The organism is Nonomuraea sp. NPDC050451 (assembly GCF_044458585.1).
The window spans coordinates 92,788-109,019 of sequence record NZ_JBITHZ010000039.1; the positions used below are offsets into that span (position 1 = coordinate 92,788).

General features: G+C 68.5%; 14 protein-coding genes. 8 read left to right on the plus strand and 6 right to left on the minus strand.

The window, feature by feature from the left end; genetic code table 11:
• Positions 1–56 precede the first annotated feature (56 nt).
• From ACIBI9_RS56265 to ACIBI9_RS56275, 3 genes are all read right to left on the minus strand, one after another.
• A complete protein-coding gene (locus ACIBI9_RS56265) occupies positions 57–959 on the minus strand; it encodes an aldo/keto reductase (RefSeq protein WP_397235654.1) in 903 nt (300 codons plus the stop codon).
• A 277-nt stretch (positions 960–1,236) separates the two neighbouring features.
• Positions 1,237–1,635 (minus strand): hypothetical protein, encoded by a 399-nt coding sequence (locus ACIBI9_RS56270; protein ID WP_397235655.1) that lies wholly within the window; start codon positions 1,633–1,635, stop codon positions 1,237–1,239.
• 190 nt (positions 1,636–1,825) lie between these two features.
• On the minus strand, positions 1,826–2,587 hold the full coding sequence (locus tag ACIBI9_RS56275; protein ID WP_397235656.1) for an ATP-binding cassette domain-containing protein: 762 nt from the start codon (positions 2,585–2,587) through the stop codon (positions 1,826–1,828).
• On the opposite strand from ACIBI9_RS56275, the gene ACIBI9_RS56280 reads away from it, so the two are divergent.
• Positions 2,493–3,092 (plus strand): histidine kinase, encoded by a 600-nt coding sequence (locus ACIBI9_RS56280; protein WP_397235657.1) that lies wholly within the window; start codon positions 2,493–2,495, stop codon positions 3,090–3,092. The genes ACIBI9_RS56275 and ACIBI9_RS56280 overlap by 95 nt on opposite strands.
• 214 nt (positions 3,093–3,306) lie before the next feature.
• Positions 3,307–3,600: a response regulator transcription factor gene (locus ACIBI9_RS56285; RefSeq protein ID WP_397235658.1), complete on the plus strand. Its 294-nt coding sequence runs from the start codon at positions 3,307–3,309 to the stop codon at positions 3,598–3,600.
• A gap of 865 nt (positions 3,601–4,465) precedes the next feature.
• Here the strand turns inward: ACIBI9_RS56285 and ACIBI9_RS56290 are convergent.
• Complete coding sequence (locus ACIBI9_RS56290) at positions 4,466–5,386, minus strand: LysR family transcriptional regulator (protein WP_397235659.1); 921 nt, start codon at positions 5,384–5,386, stop codon at positions 4,466–4,468.
• Between the two features lie 42 nt (positions 5,387–5,428).
• Here ACIBI9_RS56290 and ACIBI9_RS56295 point away from each other — a divergent pair, with 42 nt between their 5' ends.
• From ACIBI9_RS56295 to ACIBI9_RS56315, 5 genes are all read left to right on the plus strand, one after another.
• The gene (locus tag ACIBI9_RS56295) at positions 5,429–6,385 is read left to right on the plus strand and encodes an SDR family oxidoreductase (RefSeq protein WP_397235661.1); all 957 of its coding nucleotides are present in this window, start codon (positions 5,429–5,431) and stop codon (positions 6,383–6,385) included.
• A gap of 1,461 nt (positions 6,386–7,846) precedes the next feature.
• Entirely contained in the window at positions 7,847–8,023 is a 177-nt protein-coding gene (locus ACIBI9_RS56300; RefSeq protein ID WP_397235662.1) for a hypothetical protein, read from the plus strand.
• A gap of 755 nt (positions 8,024–8,778) precedes the next feature.
• On the plus strand, positions 8,779–9,591 hold the full coding sequence (locus ACIBI9_RS56305) for a hypothetical protein (protein ID WP_397235663.1): 813 nt from the start codon (positions 8,779–8,781) through the stop codon (positions 9,589–9,591).
• A gap of 313 nt (positions 9,592–9,904) precedes the next feature.
• Positions 9,905–10,861: a hypothetical protein gene (locus tag ACIBI9_RS56310; RefSeq protein ID WP_397235664.1), complete on the plus strand. Its 957-nt coding sequence runs from the start codon at positions 9,905–9,907 to the stop codon at positions 10,859–10,861.
• Positions 10,858–11,883 (plus strand): hypothetical protein, encoded by a 1,026-nt coding sequence (locus ACIBI9_RS56315; RefSeq protein WP_397235665.1) that lies wholly within the window; start codon positions 10,858–10,860, stop codon positions 11,881–11,883. The genes ACIBI9_RS56310 and ACIBI9_RS56315 overlap by 4 nt, the downstream gene beginning before the upstream one ends.
• A gap of 775 nt (positions 11,884–12,658) precedes the next feature.
• On the opposite strand, the gene ACIBI9_RS56320 is transcribed toward ACIBI9_RS56315, so the two are convergent.
• Complete coding sequence (locus ACIBI9_RS56320) at positions 12,659–13,639, minus strand: helix-turn-helix transcriptional regulator (protein WP_397235666.1); 981 nt, start codon at positions 13,637–13,639, stop codon at positions 12,659–12,661.
• A 65-nt stretch (positions 13,640–13,704) separates the two neighbouring features.
• Here ACIBI9_RS56320 and ACIBI9_RS56325 point away from each other — a divergent pair, with 65 nt between their 5' ends.
• Positions 13,705–15,183, plus strand: coding sequence for an MFS transporter (locus tag ACIBI9_RS56325; protein WP_397235667.1), 1,479 nt, complete (start codon positions 13,705–13,707; stop codon positions 15,181–15,183).
• Between the two features lie 602 nt (positions 15,184–15,785).
• Here the strand turns inward: ACIBI9_RS56325 and ACIBI9_RS56330 are convergent.
• Positions 15,786–16,232, minus strand: a 447-nt coding sequence (locus ACIBI9_RS56330) for a hypothetical protein (RefSeq protein WP_397235668.1), incomplete at its 5' end; no start/stop codon positions are given.

A 16,232-nucleotide genomic window follows, 5' to 3' on the forward strand; every position in this document is an offset into this window, starting at 1 on the left:
CCCTACCGTGAACACCTCGTCGACGAGCCCGGGCTCGACTCGGGCACGGACGCGGCTCAGGCCCCAGCCTCGCCCGGCTTGTCGAGGAGGGCCAGTTCCTCCTCGCTCAGACGCAGGGCGCCGGCGGCGATGTTCTCGGCGAGGTGCGCCGGGTTCGCGGTGCCGGGGATGGCCAGCACATGCGGTCCACGGTGCAGGGTCCAGGCGAGGCGGATCTGCGCGGGTGTGGCACCGTGGGCGCGGGCGACCGTGTGAACGCGCGCGTCCTGCTCCTGCGCCGCGGCCGCCTCACGCTGGAGGCCGGACAGAGCGAAGAAGGGAACGAAGGCGATGCCCCGCTCCCGGCAGAGGTCCACCAACCCGCTCTCGTCGGCACGGCGCCAGTCGAGCCCGTACGAGTTCTGGACGCAGACCACCGGGGCGATCGCCTGGGCCTCGGCCACGTGTTCCGGCCGGACGCTGGAAAGCCCGAGATGCCGGACCAGGCCCGCCTCGCGCAGCTCGGCGAGGGCGCCGAAATGCTCGGCAACCGAGGTCCCGGGACCGCTGTGGCGCAGGTTCACCACGTCAAGGTGGTCCCTGCCGAGTTGGCGCAGGTTCTCCTCGACCTGGCCGCGAAGCTGCTCGGGCCGGGCCATGGTGAACCACTCGCCGGAGGGGTCGCGTCCCGGACCGACCTTGGTCACCACGACCACGTCGTCGCGCCAGGTCGCGAGGGCCCGGTTGATGAGCTCGTTCGCGGAGCGCAGCGGCGAGAAGTAGAAGGCGGCCGTGTCGAGGTGATTGACGCCCTGCTCGAACGCGCTGTGCAGCAGCCGGACGGCGACGCCGCGGTCGATCGGCCTGTGGTCGGAGTTCCCCATCATGCCGTTGCCGGTCAGCCGCATCGCGCCGTACCCGACGCGGTTCACCTCCACGTCCCCGAGCCTCCAGTTCCCTGATGCCGCCGCTGCGCTCACCGTGCTCCTTCAGCCGTCGGTTTGTCAGGTTCTGGAGTATGAGGGGGTCGCGGGTTGCCGCGACAGGTCAACAGGCTGAGCGAAACGTCACATCCGTATCGGGAACCAACCGTCACCACTCAGCCGTTCAACTTGCGGACCCATTCAGCCACCGGCAGCGTGCTCGCTGCTGATGACGCGCAGGTCACTGTCGAGGAGACGATCCTCGACCCGTTGGACCAGGCCGAGCGGGGGACCCTGCACGCCTAGCTCGGCCGCAACCGACCCGGCCGTGGCGTCATTTCACTTCCGTGCGCGTCGCGCCGGCCGTGCCGAGCAGCAAAGGGACGACGATCCACAGGGCGGTGCTCGCCAGGCAGACGACGATCGCCGCCGGAGCGTTGAGCAGGAGTGCGCCCAGGGCCGATTCCATCAGGACGAAGAGCACGTTGGTGGCCGTCCAGCCGGCCATGGCGGCGAAAGTGGCGTTCCAATGGGCGGGGGTGTGCCGTACGGCGCCGGCGAGCGCGGTCGCGGGGACCGCGACGAGCAGGGCGAACAGGCTTGCCGCCACAGCCACGAGCACGTTCGGGATCAGCTTGGCGGCCATCACCCGCCCGCGGCGGGGTTCGAGCGCGAAGGTGGTCAGCGCCGTGCGTTGACTCCACTCGTTCGTCACGGTGAGGATCGCGAGCACCGGCAGGAGGGTGGCGTAGCCGATGCCGGCCGTCCAGACCAGGCGTCGCAGGTCGGACCCCCAGGTACAGGCCGCGGGCCGACGATCGCCCCGACCGTCAGGCAGAGCAGGACCGCAGTGATGATCATGGAGCTGCGGGTGTCGAAGAGCTTGCGACTCTCGACGATCAGCAGGCGGTGGAAGGGAGTGGTCACGCGCGGCCCCGATCGGTGCTCGCGGTCAGCTCCAGGAAGGTCCGCTCCAGGCTGCGGCCGCGGGTGAGCTCGGCGATGGAGCCCCGGACGAGCACGCGCCCGCAGCCGATCACCACGATGTGGTCGGCCACCTGCTCCACCTCGTGCAGGAGGTGGGAGCTCAGCAGCACGGCGCAGCCCGCGTCGGCCAGGTCGCGCAGCAGCGCGCGCATCCAGTGAATGCCCTGCGGGTCCAGACCGTTGACCGGCTCGTCCAGGACTAGTGCACGGGGCTTGCCGAGCAGCGCGTGCGCGATGCCGAGCCGCTGCCGCATGCCGAGGGAGTAGGACTCGACGGCGCGCCGCCCCTCCGCGCGGGTCAGGCCGACCAGGTCGAGCACTTCGTCGACGCGCAACCTGGGCAGTCCCAGGACGATCGCGCCGAGGGTCAGGGGCTCGCGCCCGCTGCGGCCGGGACGCCGATGCTGTTCTACGGCGCGAATCTGGGTCTGAGTCGTCCCGCAGCCTCCGGATCGGCTGCCGCGCGCGCTGCTCGACGTGCGGTCTGAGCGTGCCGGGACTGATCCTGATGCGGTCGCGACGCCGGTGACCGTGGCAGATCGCCGCGGTGACCGCGTTGCTGACCGCCCTGTCCAGCATGGCGACCGGGCCCAGGTGGCGTACGTGTCGCTGTGCACGCACCGCCGCCGGCGGCAGATCGTCCCGATCGCGTTTCTGTTCTGGGCCTGTATGGGCGTGTACGCGGTCTCCGGCGGCACAACGCAGCAGGCCGACGTCAGCCTGACCACCAGCACCACGATCCTCGGCGGGCTGACCTTCCTCGGTCTCTACCTCCGCTCGCTGCGCGATGCCGACCTGGCCGCCGAGCGGACGGAACTGCAGCGCATCGAGCAGGCCGAACTGGCTGAACGCGCGAAGATCGCCCAAGAGATGCACGACGCCCTGGCCCACCGCATGACCCTGGTGGCGATGCTCGCCGGCGGCCTGGCTTACCGAACAGACCTCCGCCCCGAGGAGATGAGGCAGACCGCGCAGGCCATTCAGGAAAACGCCCACCAGTCGCGCAACGAGCTTGGCACCCTCCACGCCGGTGGCGCCACCGCAGCCGACCTTAGCCGACCTGCGGGACCTGTTCCACGAAGTACGGGCCGCCGGGCAGAAGGTCGTCGAGGCCGACGCCATCGAACAGCACTACCTGCTGCCCACGCAGACTGGGCGCAACGCGTACCGAGTCGTTCAAGAGGCGCTCACCAACGCGCGTAAGCACACACCAGGCAGCAGCGTCACCGTCGAGCTGAACGGGCGGCCGGGTGACGCGCTGCGCATCCACGTGACCAGCCCGACCCCCTTTCGGGGCAGCCGCCGGTCCCGGTGGAAGACTTGGCCTGGTTGACCTGGGCGAACGGGTCCGTCTCGCGGGCGGCACGATGACGCACGACCACCAGAACGGGCGGTTCCTCCTCGATACCCGACTGCCGTGGAAGGGTTGACCCGTGATCCGAGTGATGATCGTGGACGACGACTCGACTTCGACGCCGATGACATGGTGCTGCGTGCGCTCCGCCCACACCGCGAGGAGGCCTGGCGGGAGCCGGGCAAGCTGAACGACCGAGAACGGCAGGTGGCCGTCGAGGTGGCCAGAGGACGTTCCAACACCGAAATCGCACAGAAGCTCTACATGAGCGTCGCCACGGTCAAAGCCAACATCACCCGCATCTTCGCCAAGCTCGGCACCGACAACCGCGTCCAGGTCGCCATCGGACTACTTTGATTCTCGCTGCGGCCAGTTCCTCGATGGGGTCCCCGCAGCTACCGGCGCCTGGCACACCATCCACACCCGGACCCACGGGCAAGACGCCCAGCAGGCCAAGCGGATGATCGCGGATACACTGCGCCTTCATCGCGTACTGCCCGGTCAGCGGCTCGAGGAGCTGCTCGCCAGGCAATCAGCGACGGTTGAGATGAAAGTGGTACAGGCGCCACGGGACGTGAAGCCAGCACGCCCGCCCGCTCCGATGCTGCCGATCAGCTACGGTCTCGGCGAGGCCCAGCCGCTGTTCCTCGCTGGCCAGGCCCCGGGCAGCTGCGCGACAGGAGCGGAGGCAGGCCCGCTGGTAGGGCCCGTCCGGCAGGAACCGGCTCCACCCCCGCCGGCTGCTGGCAAGCCTGCAGAATCACCGCGACAGCTTGCGTTGGGTGCTTGAGCACGCCACCGGAAGCGTCGGATCATGACGAAGGCGTCACCACGGCGACCGTGTGCGTTGATCGGCGGGACACGCGGGTGCTCGTTGCAGGCGTGTCGAGCTCAGCGGCGTGTTCGACCTCCTCGGAGCACCGTCCTTGGCAGTAGCCGTTGGTGACGATCAGCCGCGCGCGAGTAGATGTGTAGGCGTTGTTCTGCTGAGTGACGATCACTCCTCGGCAGGTGGGGCAGGTGAGGGATTGGTCGGCTGCCATGAAGGCCCTTTCCACATGGTCCTACGGTGAAATCACATGGTCTCTGGTCCAGGACTGGTGCCCGGGATGCCGAAAGCCACACCCCGCGTTGGACGTCTTTTATCCATTGTGATCCCTCTGCTCGCGTAACGGGGTGCCGGGGTCTCAATAACGGCAAACCCACACCGGAGCCCGCCCAGTCACGGTTCCACGTTTCCACCCGCTGCACCACCCGCTGCCCCCGACGCCCCCAGGGCCGCTCGCGAACCGGTGAGCAGCGCCCTGGCAAACTTGCGGAACGCCGGCACCAGGCGGTTACGGTCGCCGGCCCGGGTCGCCAGCACGACGTGACTCGGCTCGACGCCCTCCAAGGGGATCGAGATGAGATCCGGGCGGAGGTTGACGAAGATCGGGCCCGCCGCGATGGCCACCGCCTCCCCCGCGGCGATCAGCTCGAACTGGCCATCAGGAGCCGGGCGGCCGTCGGGCCTGGGATCGATGCGCCAGTACGCCTCCCAGGCCGGATCCGGGTCGGCCAGCCGAGGCAGCGGCTCGTCGGCGATGTCGTCCAGCGTCACGGACCCCCTACCCGCCAGGCGGTGGTCACGCGAGAGCAGCAGCATGCGCGGCTCGTCGTACAGGATCGTCACGTCGAGCCCATCAGTCGCGAACGGCAGCCGGGTCACCACCGCGTCCACACGACAGTCGAGCAGAGCGGAGCGCGGCTCGTTCCAGACCACGTGTGAGGTGCGTACGTCAGCGTCCGGGTGCAGGCGGCGCAGCTCGCGCACGGCCGGCGTGACGATGAGGCCCGTCGTGTACCCGATCGTGATCCGACTGGGCCGAGCGGCCGCACGGGTCTGCGCCGCCGCCTGCGCGGCCGAGCGCAGCAGCGTCCTGGCGCGAGGCAGAAAGACCTCGCCCGCCTCAGTGAGCCGCGTACCCTGCGGGGAACGGTCGAGCAGGCGAACACCCGGTTGCCGCTCGAGCCCGCGGATCTGCCTGCTCAACGACGGCTGCGAGATATGCAGCGCCTCGGCAGCGCGGCCGAAGTGCCGGTGCTCCGCCACGGCCGCGAAGTAACGCACGAGCCGCAGATCGAGGTCGGGCGAATCGGGCATACCCCGCAGCCTACTGTGGTGATGCCTCAAACGTATTGCCCGATGAGAAACAGGCTTTGGACGCCGTACGACACCGGCCCCGACGATGGGAACACCGCGAAGAAGGAGATCATCATGCGTGTTTTCGTCACCGGCGCCACAGGTTTCGTGGGTTCCGCCGTCGTTCGTGAGCTCATCGAGGCCGGGCACCAAGTGGCCGGCCTGGCCCGTACAGACGAAGCCACCGCCGCGTTGAGGGCCGCGGGAGCCGAGCCCCACCCCGGCTCGCTCGACGACCTCGCCAGCCTGCGCGACGCGGCCGCCACCGCGGACGGCGTCATCCACCTGGCCTTCGTACACGACTTCGCGAACTTCGAGGCCGCCAACCAGACCGACCGACGGGCCATCGCTGCACTCGGCGAAGCACTGGCGGGATCCGACCGGCCGTTCGTGATCACCTCGGGCACCGGCCTGCTCCCACCCGGCCGCGTCGGCACCGAAGAGGACGAGCCGGGGACGCATTCACCCCGAGGAGCCGCCGAACAGGTGGCGCTGTCCTTCGTCGAGCGCGGAGTGCGGGTCTCGGTGCTGCGGCTGCCGCTCGTGCATGGGGAAGGCGACCCAGGATTCGTTGCGACCGCGATCGGCATCGCCCACACGAAGGGCGTCTCCGCGTACGTGGGCGACGGCGACCACCGCTGGTCAAGCGTGCACCGACACGACGCCGCCCGCCTGTACCGGCTGGCCCTGGAAAAAGCTCCCGCAGGCGCGCGACTGCACGCCGTCGCCGAGGAGGGCGTGCCCGTACGCGACGTCGCCCACGTCATCGGACGCCGACTCGGCGTGCCGGTGACCCCGATCACCGCGCAGGAGGCGAGCGAGCACTTCGGCTGGCTGGCCTCCTTCGTCACGCTGGACATGCCGGCCTCCTCCGCCCTGACCCAGAAGCTACTGGACTGGCGTCCCGGCCGCCCCGGGCTCATCGCCGATCTGAACGAAGGACACTACTTCAAAGGCTGAGCCCGCAGCTCCCATCGGTGGCGCCCCGCACAGCCGCAGACCCCGCCAGACCGTCTCACCCGCCGACGCCACCGCCATCGCCGCACTCCGTCACGAAGCACGTTCCCGTCCAGAGTCGCCATCAAGTAGTTGCGTGACGGGGTTTTGGCGCGCGTCCGAGGAGCCTGAACAGCTGCCGGGAAAGGGCTCGTTCGAGGCAACGACGGGCTTCGCGTGGGGACTTGCCGTCGGAGATGCGGCGGGCGATGTAGGCGCGGGAGCCGGGGTGGACGCGGGCCCGGACCAGGATGATGGCGTGGAGCACCCGGTTGAGTCCGTGGCGTTCAGTGGAGGCCGAAGGATGCCAGGATGGGGACTGTTCCGGCGAACGTGGCAGAGGCAGCATCGGAGCGAACCCATCCGGGAACGGGACCAGCTCACCAGGACCTGTGCCGCGCTGATGGCGCCCACACCGACCTGCCAGCGCCAAACTGCCAGCACCTTCAAGGGCCCAGCAGCGACAGCCCCGGACGCGCCGGCGGGCGAACTCCAGGAACTGCAGGTAGCCGTGGGCGTCAGTCGCCGCCTCGCCGTAGGCGCCGAGGAGCAGGTCGCCACGCACGGCGCCGGCGCCTCCCTCCCAACCCCACCACCCGCGCGAACCGGCTGTTCAACGTGGCCGCTACAGGTCTGAGTCCAGAACGAGGTTGCCGGTAAGAATCGAGCCACCCGCCCTGCAGCGACGGTGCGTACCCGGGAGCTCCCCGGCGGCTGGACACGAAGACATACCGAGCCGCCCTCTGTGAGACAAGCTTGCCGATCCTGCACCGCCACGGCCTGATCCGCGGCGACCGGCCCCTGCCCGACCAGGCTTACGCCTTCGCGGTCGCCGGTCTGTCAGGCGAGCAGTCGCAGCAGACCGAGGCCACATCGTCGGGCACGAACCCGAGCCGTGGCAGCGTACAGAGCTGGACCAGCCGTCTCAGCGGTCGATCCGCTGCCGCGCTTCCTGCCGGAGGCGGCCTTACTGGGCACACCTATCACTCTGGTCTGCGGCAAGACCGATCTGGTCCTGGTCGGCGAGATTCTCGTGCACGCCCGGCTGGAGACCACCCGCCGCAACGGCTGTCCGCCGGCTCCTCACCGCCGGGGCCGAACGCAACGAGCCGGTCATCCATAGAAGTCCGCGACGCCCACCTCACAGACGGACACGCCGACGTCACGGAATCGAACGGGAAACACCAATGACCTCTACGTACCCCTCCACCCCGGCGCGCCCAGGCAGCACTCTGATCGGCGCCTACCCGAGCTCGGCGGGGCGGATCTTGGGCTTTTGCGACAGTCCAGCGCGATAAACGATGCCGCGGCAATCGTGGTTTTGGATGAGGTACGGGCGAAGCCCGTGCTTTTTGGTTTTCGGAGCAGATTTTTGCCTTAACCGACGCCCTTTACAAAGTAGATCTCATAGCGTGTTCTGCCCTCGTGGTGCGGCCGGCCATCGGGGCATCGCTCGGCGCTTCGCTGGGGCTCGCCTTCGGCACCCCAGCCGCCGCTGACGCCAGGACGGTCATTCGCTACGACACGGCGGGCATCCTCACGTTGGTGCTCATCTGCACGCGCGGCCACCTCCCCTGGCGCCTGGGCCGCTTCCTCGCGTGAGCTCCTCGTTGCAAGCCCGGCCAGCTGGCCGCGCTCAAGTGCTTCACCGGCAGCGGTCGGTGCTCGTGCCACTGTGCGCTGGGCTACACAGAGACGCCCGCCGCGGACCGTGGCGTGGGTGGAAGGTCCCAGGCGTGCTGCTCGACTCCGCGTCCTCAGCGCCGACTCTCATCAACAACTGGTCCCATCCGAGGATGCGTTGGTACGTCGCTGTCGGAACGTTTGGCCAAGGCAGGCGACCCGCAGCAGGCGCATGACGGCCGCGCAGACCGGATCCCGCGCTTCGAGCGCACCAGAAACAGCGAGCATCCCAACGAAATCTTGGTCGCCGCGGACCTGCATGCTGAGTTCACCGGGTGTGCCGGCGACCCGCCCGCCGACTGCTTCCGGTCCATCGGCGAGTATCCGGCGAGGAGCCGACGCGTCTGCGTCAAGCTCGCTCGCTGGGCGGAAACCAGCCCGTCACCGTAAGACGGGACAGCCGCTGCTGACCAGCTGCAGGGCTCCGGCCTTCGATTCGCCGACGATTGGGCGGCGCGCTGGGCGGATTCCGTATAAATGCAAGGGTGCCGTCAAGATCCGACATGGCGGCGTGTGTCGCATCGGCCGCCTCTGTCCGCCGGGCCATAGTGGTCGAGCCGGCTGCCTTTTGAGGCGAGCGGGTCTCCACCCCAGTCTCTACCACCGGTCCGCCGTGCCACGCGTGGCCCTGAAAGGTCCGCACGCCACAGGTACGACAGGGCGCGTGCGCGTCCATGAACGAGAAGGCTTCCACCACACGCATGACCAAGAGGGACCGGATCCGAGAAGCGGGCAGAAAACATCGGAGGCTGGCGCTCAGCGTGCCACAGATCGTGGGAAGTGCGATGGCTGCGGTCACGGCGGCGGTTGCGGCGTCGTACCTGGGCGTCGCCGGCACGGTGATCGGCGCCGCCGTGATGAGCTTCGCCAGTACGGTGGCCACCGACGTTTATACGCACTATCTCAAGCGCACCGGTGACAAGGTCAGGCAGCACACGGTGAACGCATGGCACGAGCGGACAGCCGAGGCGGGCGATGGCGCGCCGCGACGGTTCGCGCAGGCCATGGCCTCGGTCGGGGCACTTGGGAAGGCGTTGCCGTGGGCCAAGCTGGCCGCGGCGGCCGCGCTGGTGTTCTGCGTCAGCATGGGCAGCATCCTGACCTACCAGGTGATCGTTGATCAGACGGTAGCCGACCAGGTGACCGGCAAGTCCCCGAAACGGGCCGAACCCCGCAAACCATCACCCAAGAAAAGCCGGCACACCGAGTCCCCGGCGCCGGCGCCATACCGGGAGTCAGTCACCTCGACGCCGACAAGCGCGTCTCTGTCCTCCACCCCCTCCACACCACCGACCACCCGCACACCCACGCCGACACCCACCCTGACGCCGAAGCCGGCGCAAAAGAGCGTGCCGGAGCCGTCCGAGCCTTCCACCCCCGAAGGAACTCCGGACGTGATCGAGCAGTCCCCCGCGCCAGGTCAGGGCGTGCCTACCGGCTCGCCCTCCGCCACGCCGCCGGGCACGGTGCATATAGAGCTCTTCTGAACGTGGCGGGAGACCGCGCGCGCCACCTGCTGCGTGCGCTCCGTATCCCGCCTGGCCCGCTCGCGGGCCGATGGCCACGATCCGAGTCGGGTCAGATCACCTGCGGCGAGAGCGATGTCGACCGGGTGTAGTTCTTCCGCAATGACTGGTTGAACTGGGCGTTTGAGGGTCCCGGCTGGGTGATGGCGCAACGGGTTCCATCGTAGGTGCAGGCGTGCGAGACGTGAGCCGTAAACCTAGGTCCTTAGCTTGACCGCAGGGCTGGGAGTTCGTCCGAGTTGCTGGGTGCCACATGATCACGCATAATGCCGCGATGCGCCGCAAACGTGTGGCTGTGATCGGGGCTGCGATACCGGCGGGGGCGGCGATCACCGGGGTCGTCTTCATGTTCGTTCCTGAGCCGCCGTCTAAGACTATCTGGGCTCCGCTGCCGGAGGTGGTCGACCGCGCCGCGCCCGTCCTGCCGAGCCCTTCCTCGACGATCACGATCAAGGGGCTCGGGCTCACGGGTATGAGGGTCTTCGAGCACCCGTCGGACCCGGTCAAGCTCGGCGCCTACCGGACGGACAAGAGTCTCTACCTCAGGAAGGGCGAACGGTTCGTCGAGGTAGACATCAGGGGTGGCGAGGTGGCGCTCGCGCCGGACGGGCGCCGGGTGGCCACGCTCAAGAGCAGGACGCTGCGTCTGCTGGCCGATGGGAAGACCAGTGTGATCCGACTGCCCGCTCCCGCCCAGCGGCCCATCTGGTCACGGGACGGCAGGAGCCTCCTGCTTACCGCCCGGGACGGCTTCATCGTGGTCGATCCACAGACCCGCGAGGCCACCCTGATCAAAGCCGCGGGAGACACCGAGTACTACTCGTGGCTGCCTGATGGCTCCGGCGTTCTGTCCGGAGCGGGAGGTGGAGTCAGGTTCCGCGATCTGGCCGGACGTGAGACCCGCGTTCTGCCCTGGACCGGCCGCCCCATCGGGGTCGACGCCTTTTCCCCCTCGGGCGACCGCTTCGTCACCTACTGCCCAAGCGTCAACGTGTACTGCGTCTGGAACGCTGCCGACGGCAACCGCGTGGCCTCACTGCTGCCGACGTACGAGAGGAGCCGCCACACCTTGTACGGCTGGTTCGACGAGGCGCGACTCTTCGGCGGCTGGTCTGGGAGAAGCGGCACCATGGACCTGTGGGGCGGCGAACGCCGTACACTGACCGACCTCGAGCTCGACTCCCCGGATGACCCGGGGCCGCAGCTGTTCTACGCGACGGGGGCGCAGTGAAGCGCGCTGCCGCCGCACTGATGCTCGCCCTGGCTCTCGCGGGTGACACCCGGCTCGCGGGGCTTGCGCAACTCACCGAGATCGCCCTGCCCGACCAGGCGGGGACGCTTTACGAGCGGCCGTCCGACAAGGCCAGGCTCGTCTCCTATCTACTCGACGAGCACCCCGCCGGCGCATACCCCATGACCAGGGGCTACGCCCGCCGGGGACGCACGTTCACGCGGGTGTCCGGCACCGGATACTCCGTTTCCGTCTCGCCCAACGGCGAACAGCTGGCCATGGTGGACGAGCTCTGGTTCAAGCGCCAGTCACGGCCGGAGGTGCGGTTCACCGACCGCGCGAGCGGCGAGTCCTTCCGCGTACCGGTCAGGCTCCGGGACGGCCAAGCCATGAAGGACCCGATTTGGGCGCGGAAGGGCGATCGGCTGCTCCTGACCGTCGCCGACTCCTCGGGTGGCAGAGGCAGCCAGAACGTTGGGTACGTGATCGTGCATGTGCCTTCGCGTCAGGCCTCGTTCATCCAGCTGTACGAGGTCGGCCCCACGGGTGTCCTCCTCGACACGCTCGAACGCTTCCGCTGGGGACCGCGTGACGAGTCGGTTGCCGCTGCCGGCGAGCGAGGCCTGACCCTGCTCGCCCTCGACGGCACGATCCTGCGCAGGCTGTCCTGGGTCGGGACGGCGCGCGACTTCGGCTGGTTCTCCCCCGCAGGCGACAGGTTCTACACCACGTTCTGCCTGTCGGAGTACTCCCACGAGGCCATCCTCTACAGCGAGTGCGTTTGGGACACGGCGACGGGCAGGCGACTGGCCACCGTCTATGGCGCCTACCAGGGGGACACCGTGCTCGGCTGGTGGGACGAGGACCACTTCATCGTCGGCCGCCCGCACGGGGGCAGCTACTGGGTCGTGGTCAAGGATTTCAGCGGCCGCCAGACCCAGATGCTCGCCAAGTTCAAGGCCGGTGAGGAAAACGGCAGGGTGTTCCGCTTCGCCTTCGGCCATCCCGATACTGGAGGGTGAGGGCCGCAGCGGCGGGCGGCTGGTCGCCGGCGCCTTTGCCCTGGCCTTGGCCGGGCTGCCCCCAGGCTTGGCCGCGCTGTACGCGAAGGTCACCGTCATCGACTCCCCCAGGCCCTGCAGTTGATGATCGTCGTGGCGCTCAACGTGGTCATCGGCCTGGTCTGCTCCGTCCGCCTCGCCGCCGTCCTCTTCCACCAGCGGGGCCGGAGGCCAAGGCCGCACGTGCAGCCCGAAACCCGAGCGGCCCGCAGGTTCCAGCCCCTCCTTCGGGTGCAGCGACGGGATCTCGTAGTAACCGAAGTGCTGCCGCCGGAACGCGATCGGCTCGGTCGACTCCAAGGTCAGCAGCCGCTGCTCCCAGGCCTTGGCGATGTTCAGGAAGTCCTCGTCGGTGGTCCGGTCCGTGCCGTACAGCATGAACGGCGGCAGCACCCGGATCCGGGTGCAGTCCGGGAGGAACTCCGATACGGCCTCGAAGGTCTGCCGCACCTCGGTGCCGACGGTTAACCGCGTCTGGATTCTCGATCGGGCTCGCCGTAGCGGCTCCCGCGACCTTCACCGTGGCGCGCCACCCACCGCCGGGAACGCCTCAACATTGACGGCTTCCCTGTACGCGGCGAGGGCCTGTCAGGTGTTCGCCGTTCACGCCCTCACGAGTCGTCTCGCAAGGGAGGTGCGCGCGATCTGCCTCGGCAGCATGCGTCCATTCAGAACGGTAGGGAGCTGCCGAGAAGACAGCCGGGCTGGTCAGAAGGCGGACGCCAGATCGTGCAGGTCACCGGTGAGGTCGGTCGGGTTCGAGCCCCTTGCTGATTCGGGTACGCAGGGAGTGCAGGGCTTGCCTGAGTTCGGCCGGTTCGATCTCTGTGATGTCGGCGTCGAAGGTGAGGAGCAGTCCCGCCACTCCTGACCATGACCATGCGCCGAGTGTGAGTCGGCAAGTGGTTTCGGTGTCGTACCCGACTGTTGATCCGCCGGGCGCAAACCTGGCGACGGTGGAGGCGGGCAGGGCGACGATGGCTGAGCCGCGGCATTGCCATTCGGCAGCGGCGTCTCCGCGGTCGTGTGCGGTCATGACGAAGGCGACGGGATCGCCGTGCGGGATGCCACGTCGGGCGAAGGGGGTGTGCGTGGGCATGTGTGGTTTGATGCGGTCCACGCGCATCGCCCGCCATCGGTCCGCATCCGGGTCGAAGGCGACCAGGTACCAGCGTGCGGCCCAGACCACGAGGTCGTGCGGTTCCAGCGTGAGCGTGACGGGTTCGCCGTCGCCGGTGTAGTCCACGCGAACGAGGTGCTGCCGGTTGATCGCGCTGCCAACGGCGCGGACGATCTCGGCGTCGATCGGTGGCGCGGGGAACTCCCAGTAGTTTCGGGCTGAGGAGACGGTGAACGCTTCGGCGTGCAGGCGGCTGCGCCCGGGCATCGCCTGGTGCAGCGTGGCGAGAGCACGGGCCGCGTTCTCGCGGATGCCGGAGAGGACCGTCGGCACGGTCTGGAGCGCGACGGCCGTGGCGACGGCCTGGTCTTCGTCGAATACGACCGGCGGCAAGCGGGTAGCACGACCGAGCCGATATCCCCCACCCGCTCCGCGGACGGCCTCGATCTCGTACCCGAGATCCCGGAGCGTATCGATATCGCGACGCACGGTTCTCACCGACGTCCCGAGTCGGGTGGCGAGTTCCTCGGCGGTCAGGGTCGCACCGATCCCGAAGATCGACAGCAGCTTGAGCGTCCGCGCGGAGGTGGCAGCCATGATTCCCCGATCCTCTCACCGATAGCGGTCACTCGATGGCAACTATGCCGACGATGGTGGCCGACATGACCAATTCACCGAGCTCCCGAGAGGGCGCCCGCACAGCCGAGGCTTCTCCGACACTCATCGCCGACGCCGGCGCGACCATGGCGCTGTTGGTGGTGCTCTTCGGTTCCTTCATGGACCTTCTCGACGCGACGATCGTCACCGTCGCGGCCCCGGCGATAGCCCAAGACCTGGGTGCCGGCGACGCTCAGATCCAGTGGACGATCGCCGCCTACACCCTCGCCCTGGGCGCGGGCCTGATCACCGGTGGACGGCTCGGTGATCAGTACGGCCGCAAGCGGCTGTTCATGATCGGGCTGGCCGGGTTCATGGTCACCTCGGCGCTGTGCGCGCTGGCCGTCGATCCGGGGATGCTCATCGGCATGCGGGCCGGGCAGGGACTGACCGCCGGGATCATGGTCCCGCAGGTGTTCGGGATCATCCGGGCATCATTCGCTCCGGGCGAGCGCGCCAAGGCGTTCGGCGCATACGGAGCGGTCCAGGGCCTCGCCTCGGTCGCCGGCCCGCTGCTGGGCGGGCTGCTCGTCGACGCCAACCTGTTCGACCTGGGCTGGCGCACGATCTTCTGGATCAACGTGCCCGTCTCGATCCTGGCGCTCATCATCGGCGCGAAGGTCCTGCCGGAGTCCCGCTCCGCCTCGACCGCGCCGCTGGACCTCCCAGGCGCGCTCCTCGCGGCCACGGGCATCCTTCTCCTGCTGCTGCCGATCATCCAGACCGAGACATGGGGATGGACCTGGGCCAGCTACGCCCTCCTCGCAGCCGGAATCACCGTGCTCGCGATCTTCCTCGCCCACGAGCGCCGCCTCACCGGACGCGGAAACGAACCTGTCTTCGACCCGGCTCTGCTGAGAATCCGCGCTTTCGCAGTCGGCCTGAGCGCTTCGGTGCTCTTCTTCGGCGGCATCGGGTCGTACTTCCTCACCCTCTCGGTCTACCTCCAGAACGGAACCGGCCGAACCGCATGGGAGACCGGCCTGGTGATCCTCCCGTACGCGCTCGGCTCGATCATCACCTCCGGCCTCGGCGTCGCTCTCGCCGCCAAGGCGGGCAGAACGCTCCTGATCATCGGCTCGCTCACCATCGCGGCATCTCAGCTCGTCCTGTGGTTCATCGTCAAGGACGGCGACGATCCCGGATACTGGCTCCTCGCCCTCGCACTCTTCATCGGTGGCCTCGGGCTCGGGCTCGCCGCACCCATTCTCGTCAACGTCGTCCTCGCAGGTGTCCCCGGACGCAACGCAGGCGCCGCGGGCGGGGTGCTCTCCACCGTCAACCAGATCGGCGGCGCCGTCGGCATCGCCGTTCTCGGCACGATCTTCTTCACCGCCGTCACCGGTTCAGCCACAGGAGCACCGGTGCTGCCCGACTACAGTCCCGCGCTCAGCATCGTCCTGATCGTCTCCGCCGCGCTCTACCTGATCACGGCACTCGTGATGCTCGCACTCCCGAAAGCCGCACTCGATCGCGCCGAGTAAGCCCCCCGCTCGGGGCCGTGTCACATGTGAGCGATCAGAGCTACCGGTCGGTACCGGCTGATCAGCCCTCGCCCGGTGCTGTGGCGTCGTCGTGCTCGCGGAGCATGCGCAAGACGGTCGCCGGAGGTGGATGGCGGAGCCTTCATATTGCCGGTGGACCTCAACCCCCGCTGGCACGGCCCTCGCGGTTGGCTAACCTGATCAATAGAGGATGAGGAGGGGGCCGATGACTGTCTCGGTGGCGGTAGCAGCCCTGATGGTGCTCACGGTTGCGGCGATCGCTGTCCGTTCGGCGTGGTCACTGCTATTCCGCAAGGCTCCCGTGCGCAGGCGCAGGCGCCGGGGCCGGCACCTGCCGTACCACGGTCCGGCGGATCACGCCGGCCAGTACCCCATGCCCGGCGCGGGCGGTATCGGCTGTGACCCAGGTAGTTCGGGCAGCACCGGCGGCTGAGACCGTGCCCGGCGAGCCAGTGACAGGGCCTTGACAGCCGTAGTAGAGCGTTGCCGCACCGTCGCCGCCGCTCCAGCCGCGACCCGCTGGCCGTGCCCGGCTCACCGACTTGGGAGGCCGGGCGCGGGCCGGCTTCAGGTTTGCACTGCTACTTGCAGCGAGCCGGCTTCGTTTCGTTCAAATAGACCTCGTACACATTGGCATTTTTCAGATCGACAGAGTCCCAGTCGCAGAACCAGAACGTCCCCTTGTCGGAGGTGTACACGGCGCCGGACCACCCGCCAGCCGTGAGTCGACTTGCCTTCACGTCCGTGAAGTGGGGACCGTGGCAGTTCCAACTCCCCTGAGCGCTCCCTCCGACGCCGTAGATAGTCGCCCAGGTGGCCTGACAGCCCAGGGCCGACGAGTCCTTCGCCGACGCGGGAGACGCCCCACCGCCGACTAACAAAGCAGCGGCGACGGTCGCAGCGCAGACCACACGTTCGAAAAGCCTCCTGCACTGAACCAGTCCGGGTTGGTTGGAGGCCCTGAAGCCAGCATGATCGTGCTGGCGGAAGGGAGATTCACACGCGATGCCAGCCCCCAGGAAGTACCC

What these genes read in the sequence shown, in the direction of transcription:
- ACIBI9_RS56290 (WP_397235659.1), bottom strand. Translation starts at nt 5,386, where the DNA reads ATGCCCGATTCGCCCGACCTCGATCTGCGGCTCGTGCGTTACTTCGCG.
- ACIBI9_RS56295 (WP_397235661.1), top strand. Translation starts at nt 5,429, where the DNA reads ATGAGAAACAGGCTTTGGACGCCGTACGACACCGGCCCCGACGATGGG.
- ACIBI9_RS56305 (WP_397235663.1), top strand. Translation starts at nt 8,779, where the DNA reads ATGAACGAGAAGGCTTCCACCACACGCATGACCAAGAGGGACCGGATC.
- ACIBI9_RS56310 (WP_397235664.1), top strand. Translation starts at nt 9,905, where the DNA reads ATGCGCCGCAAACGTGTGGCTGTGATCGGGGCTGCGATACCGGCGGGG.
- ACIBI9_RS56320 (WP_397235666.1), bottom strand. Translation starts at nt 13,639, where the DNA reads ATGGCTGCCACCTCCGCGCGGACGCTCAAGCTGCTGTCGATCTTCGGG.
- ACIBI9_RS56325 (WP_397235667.1), top strand. Translation starts at nt 13,705, where the DNA reads ATGACCAATTCACCGAGCTCCCGAGAGGGCGCCCGCACAGCCGAGGCT.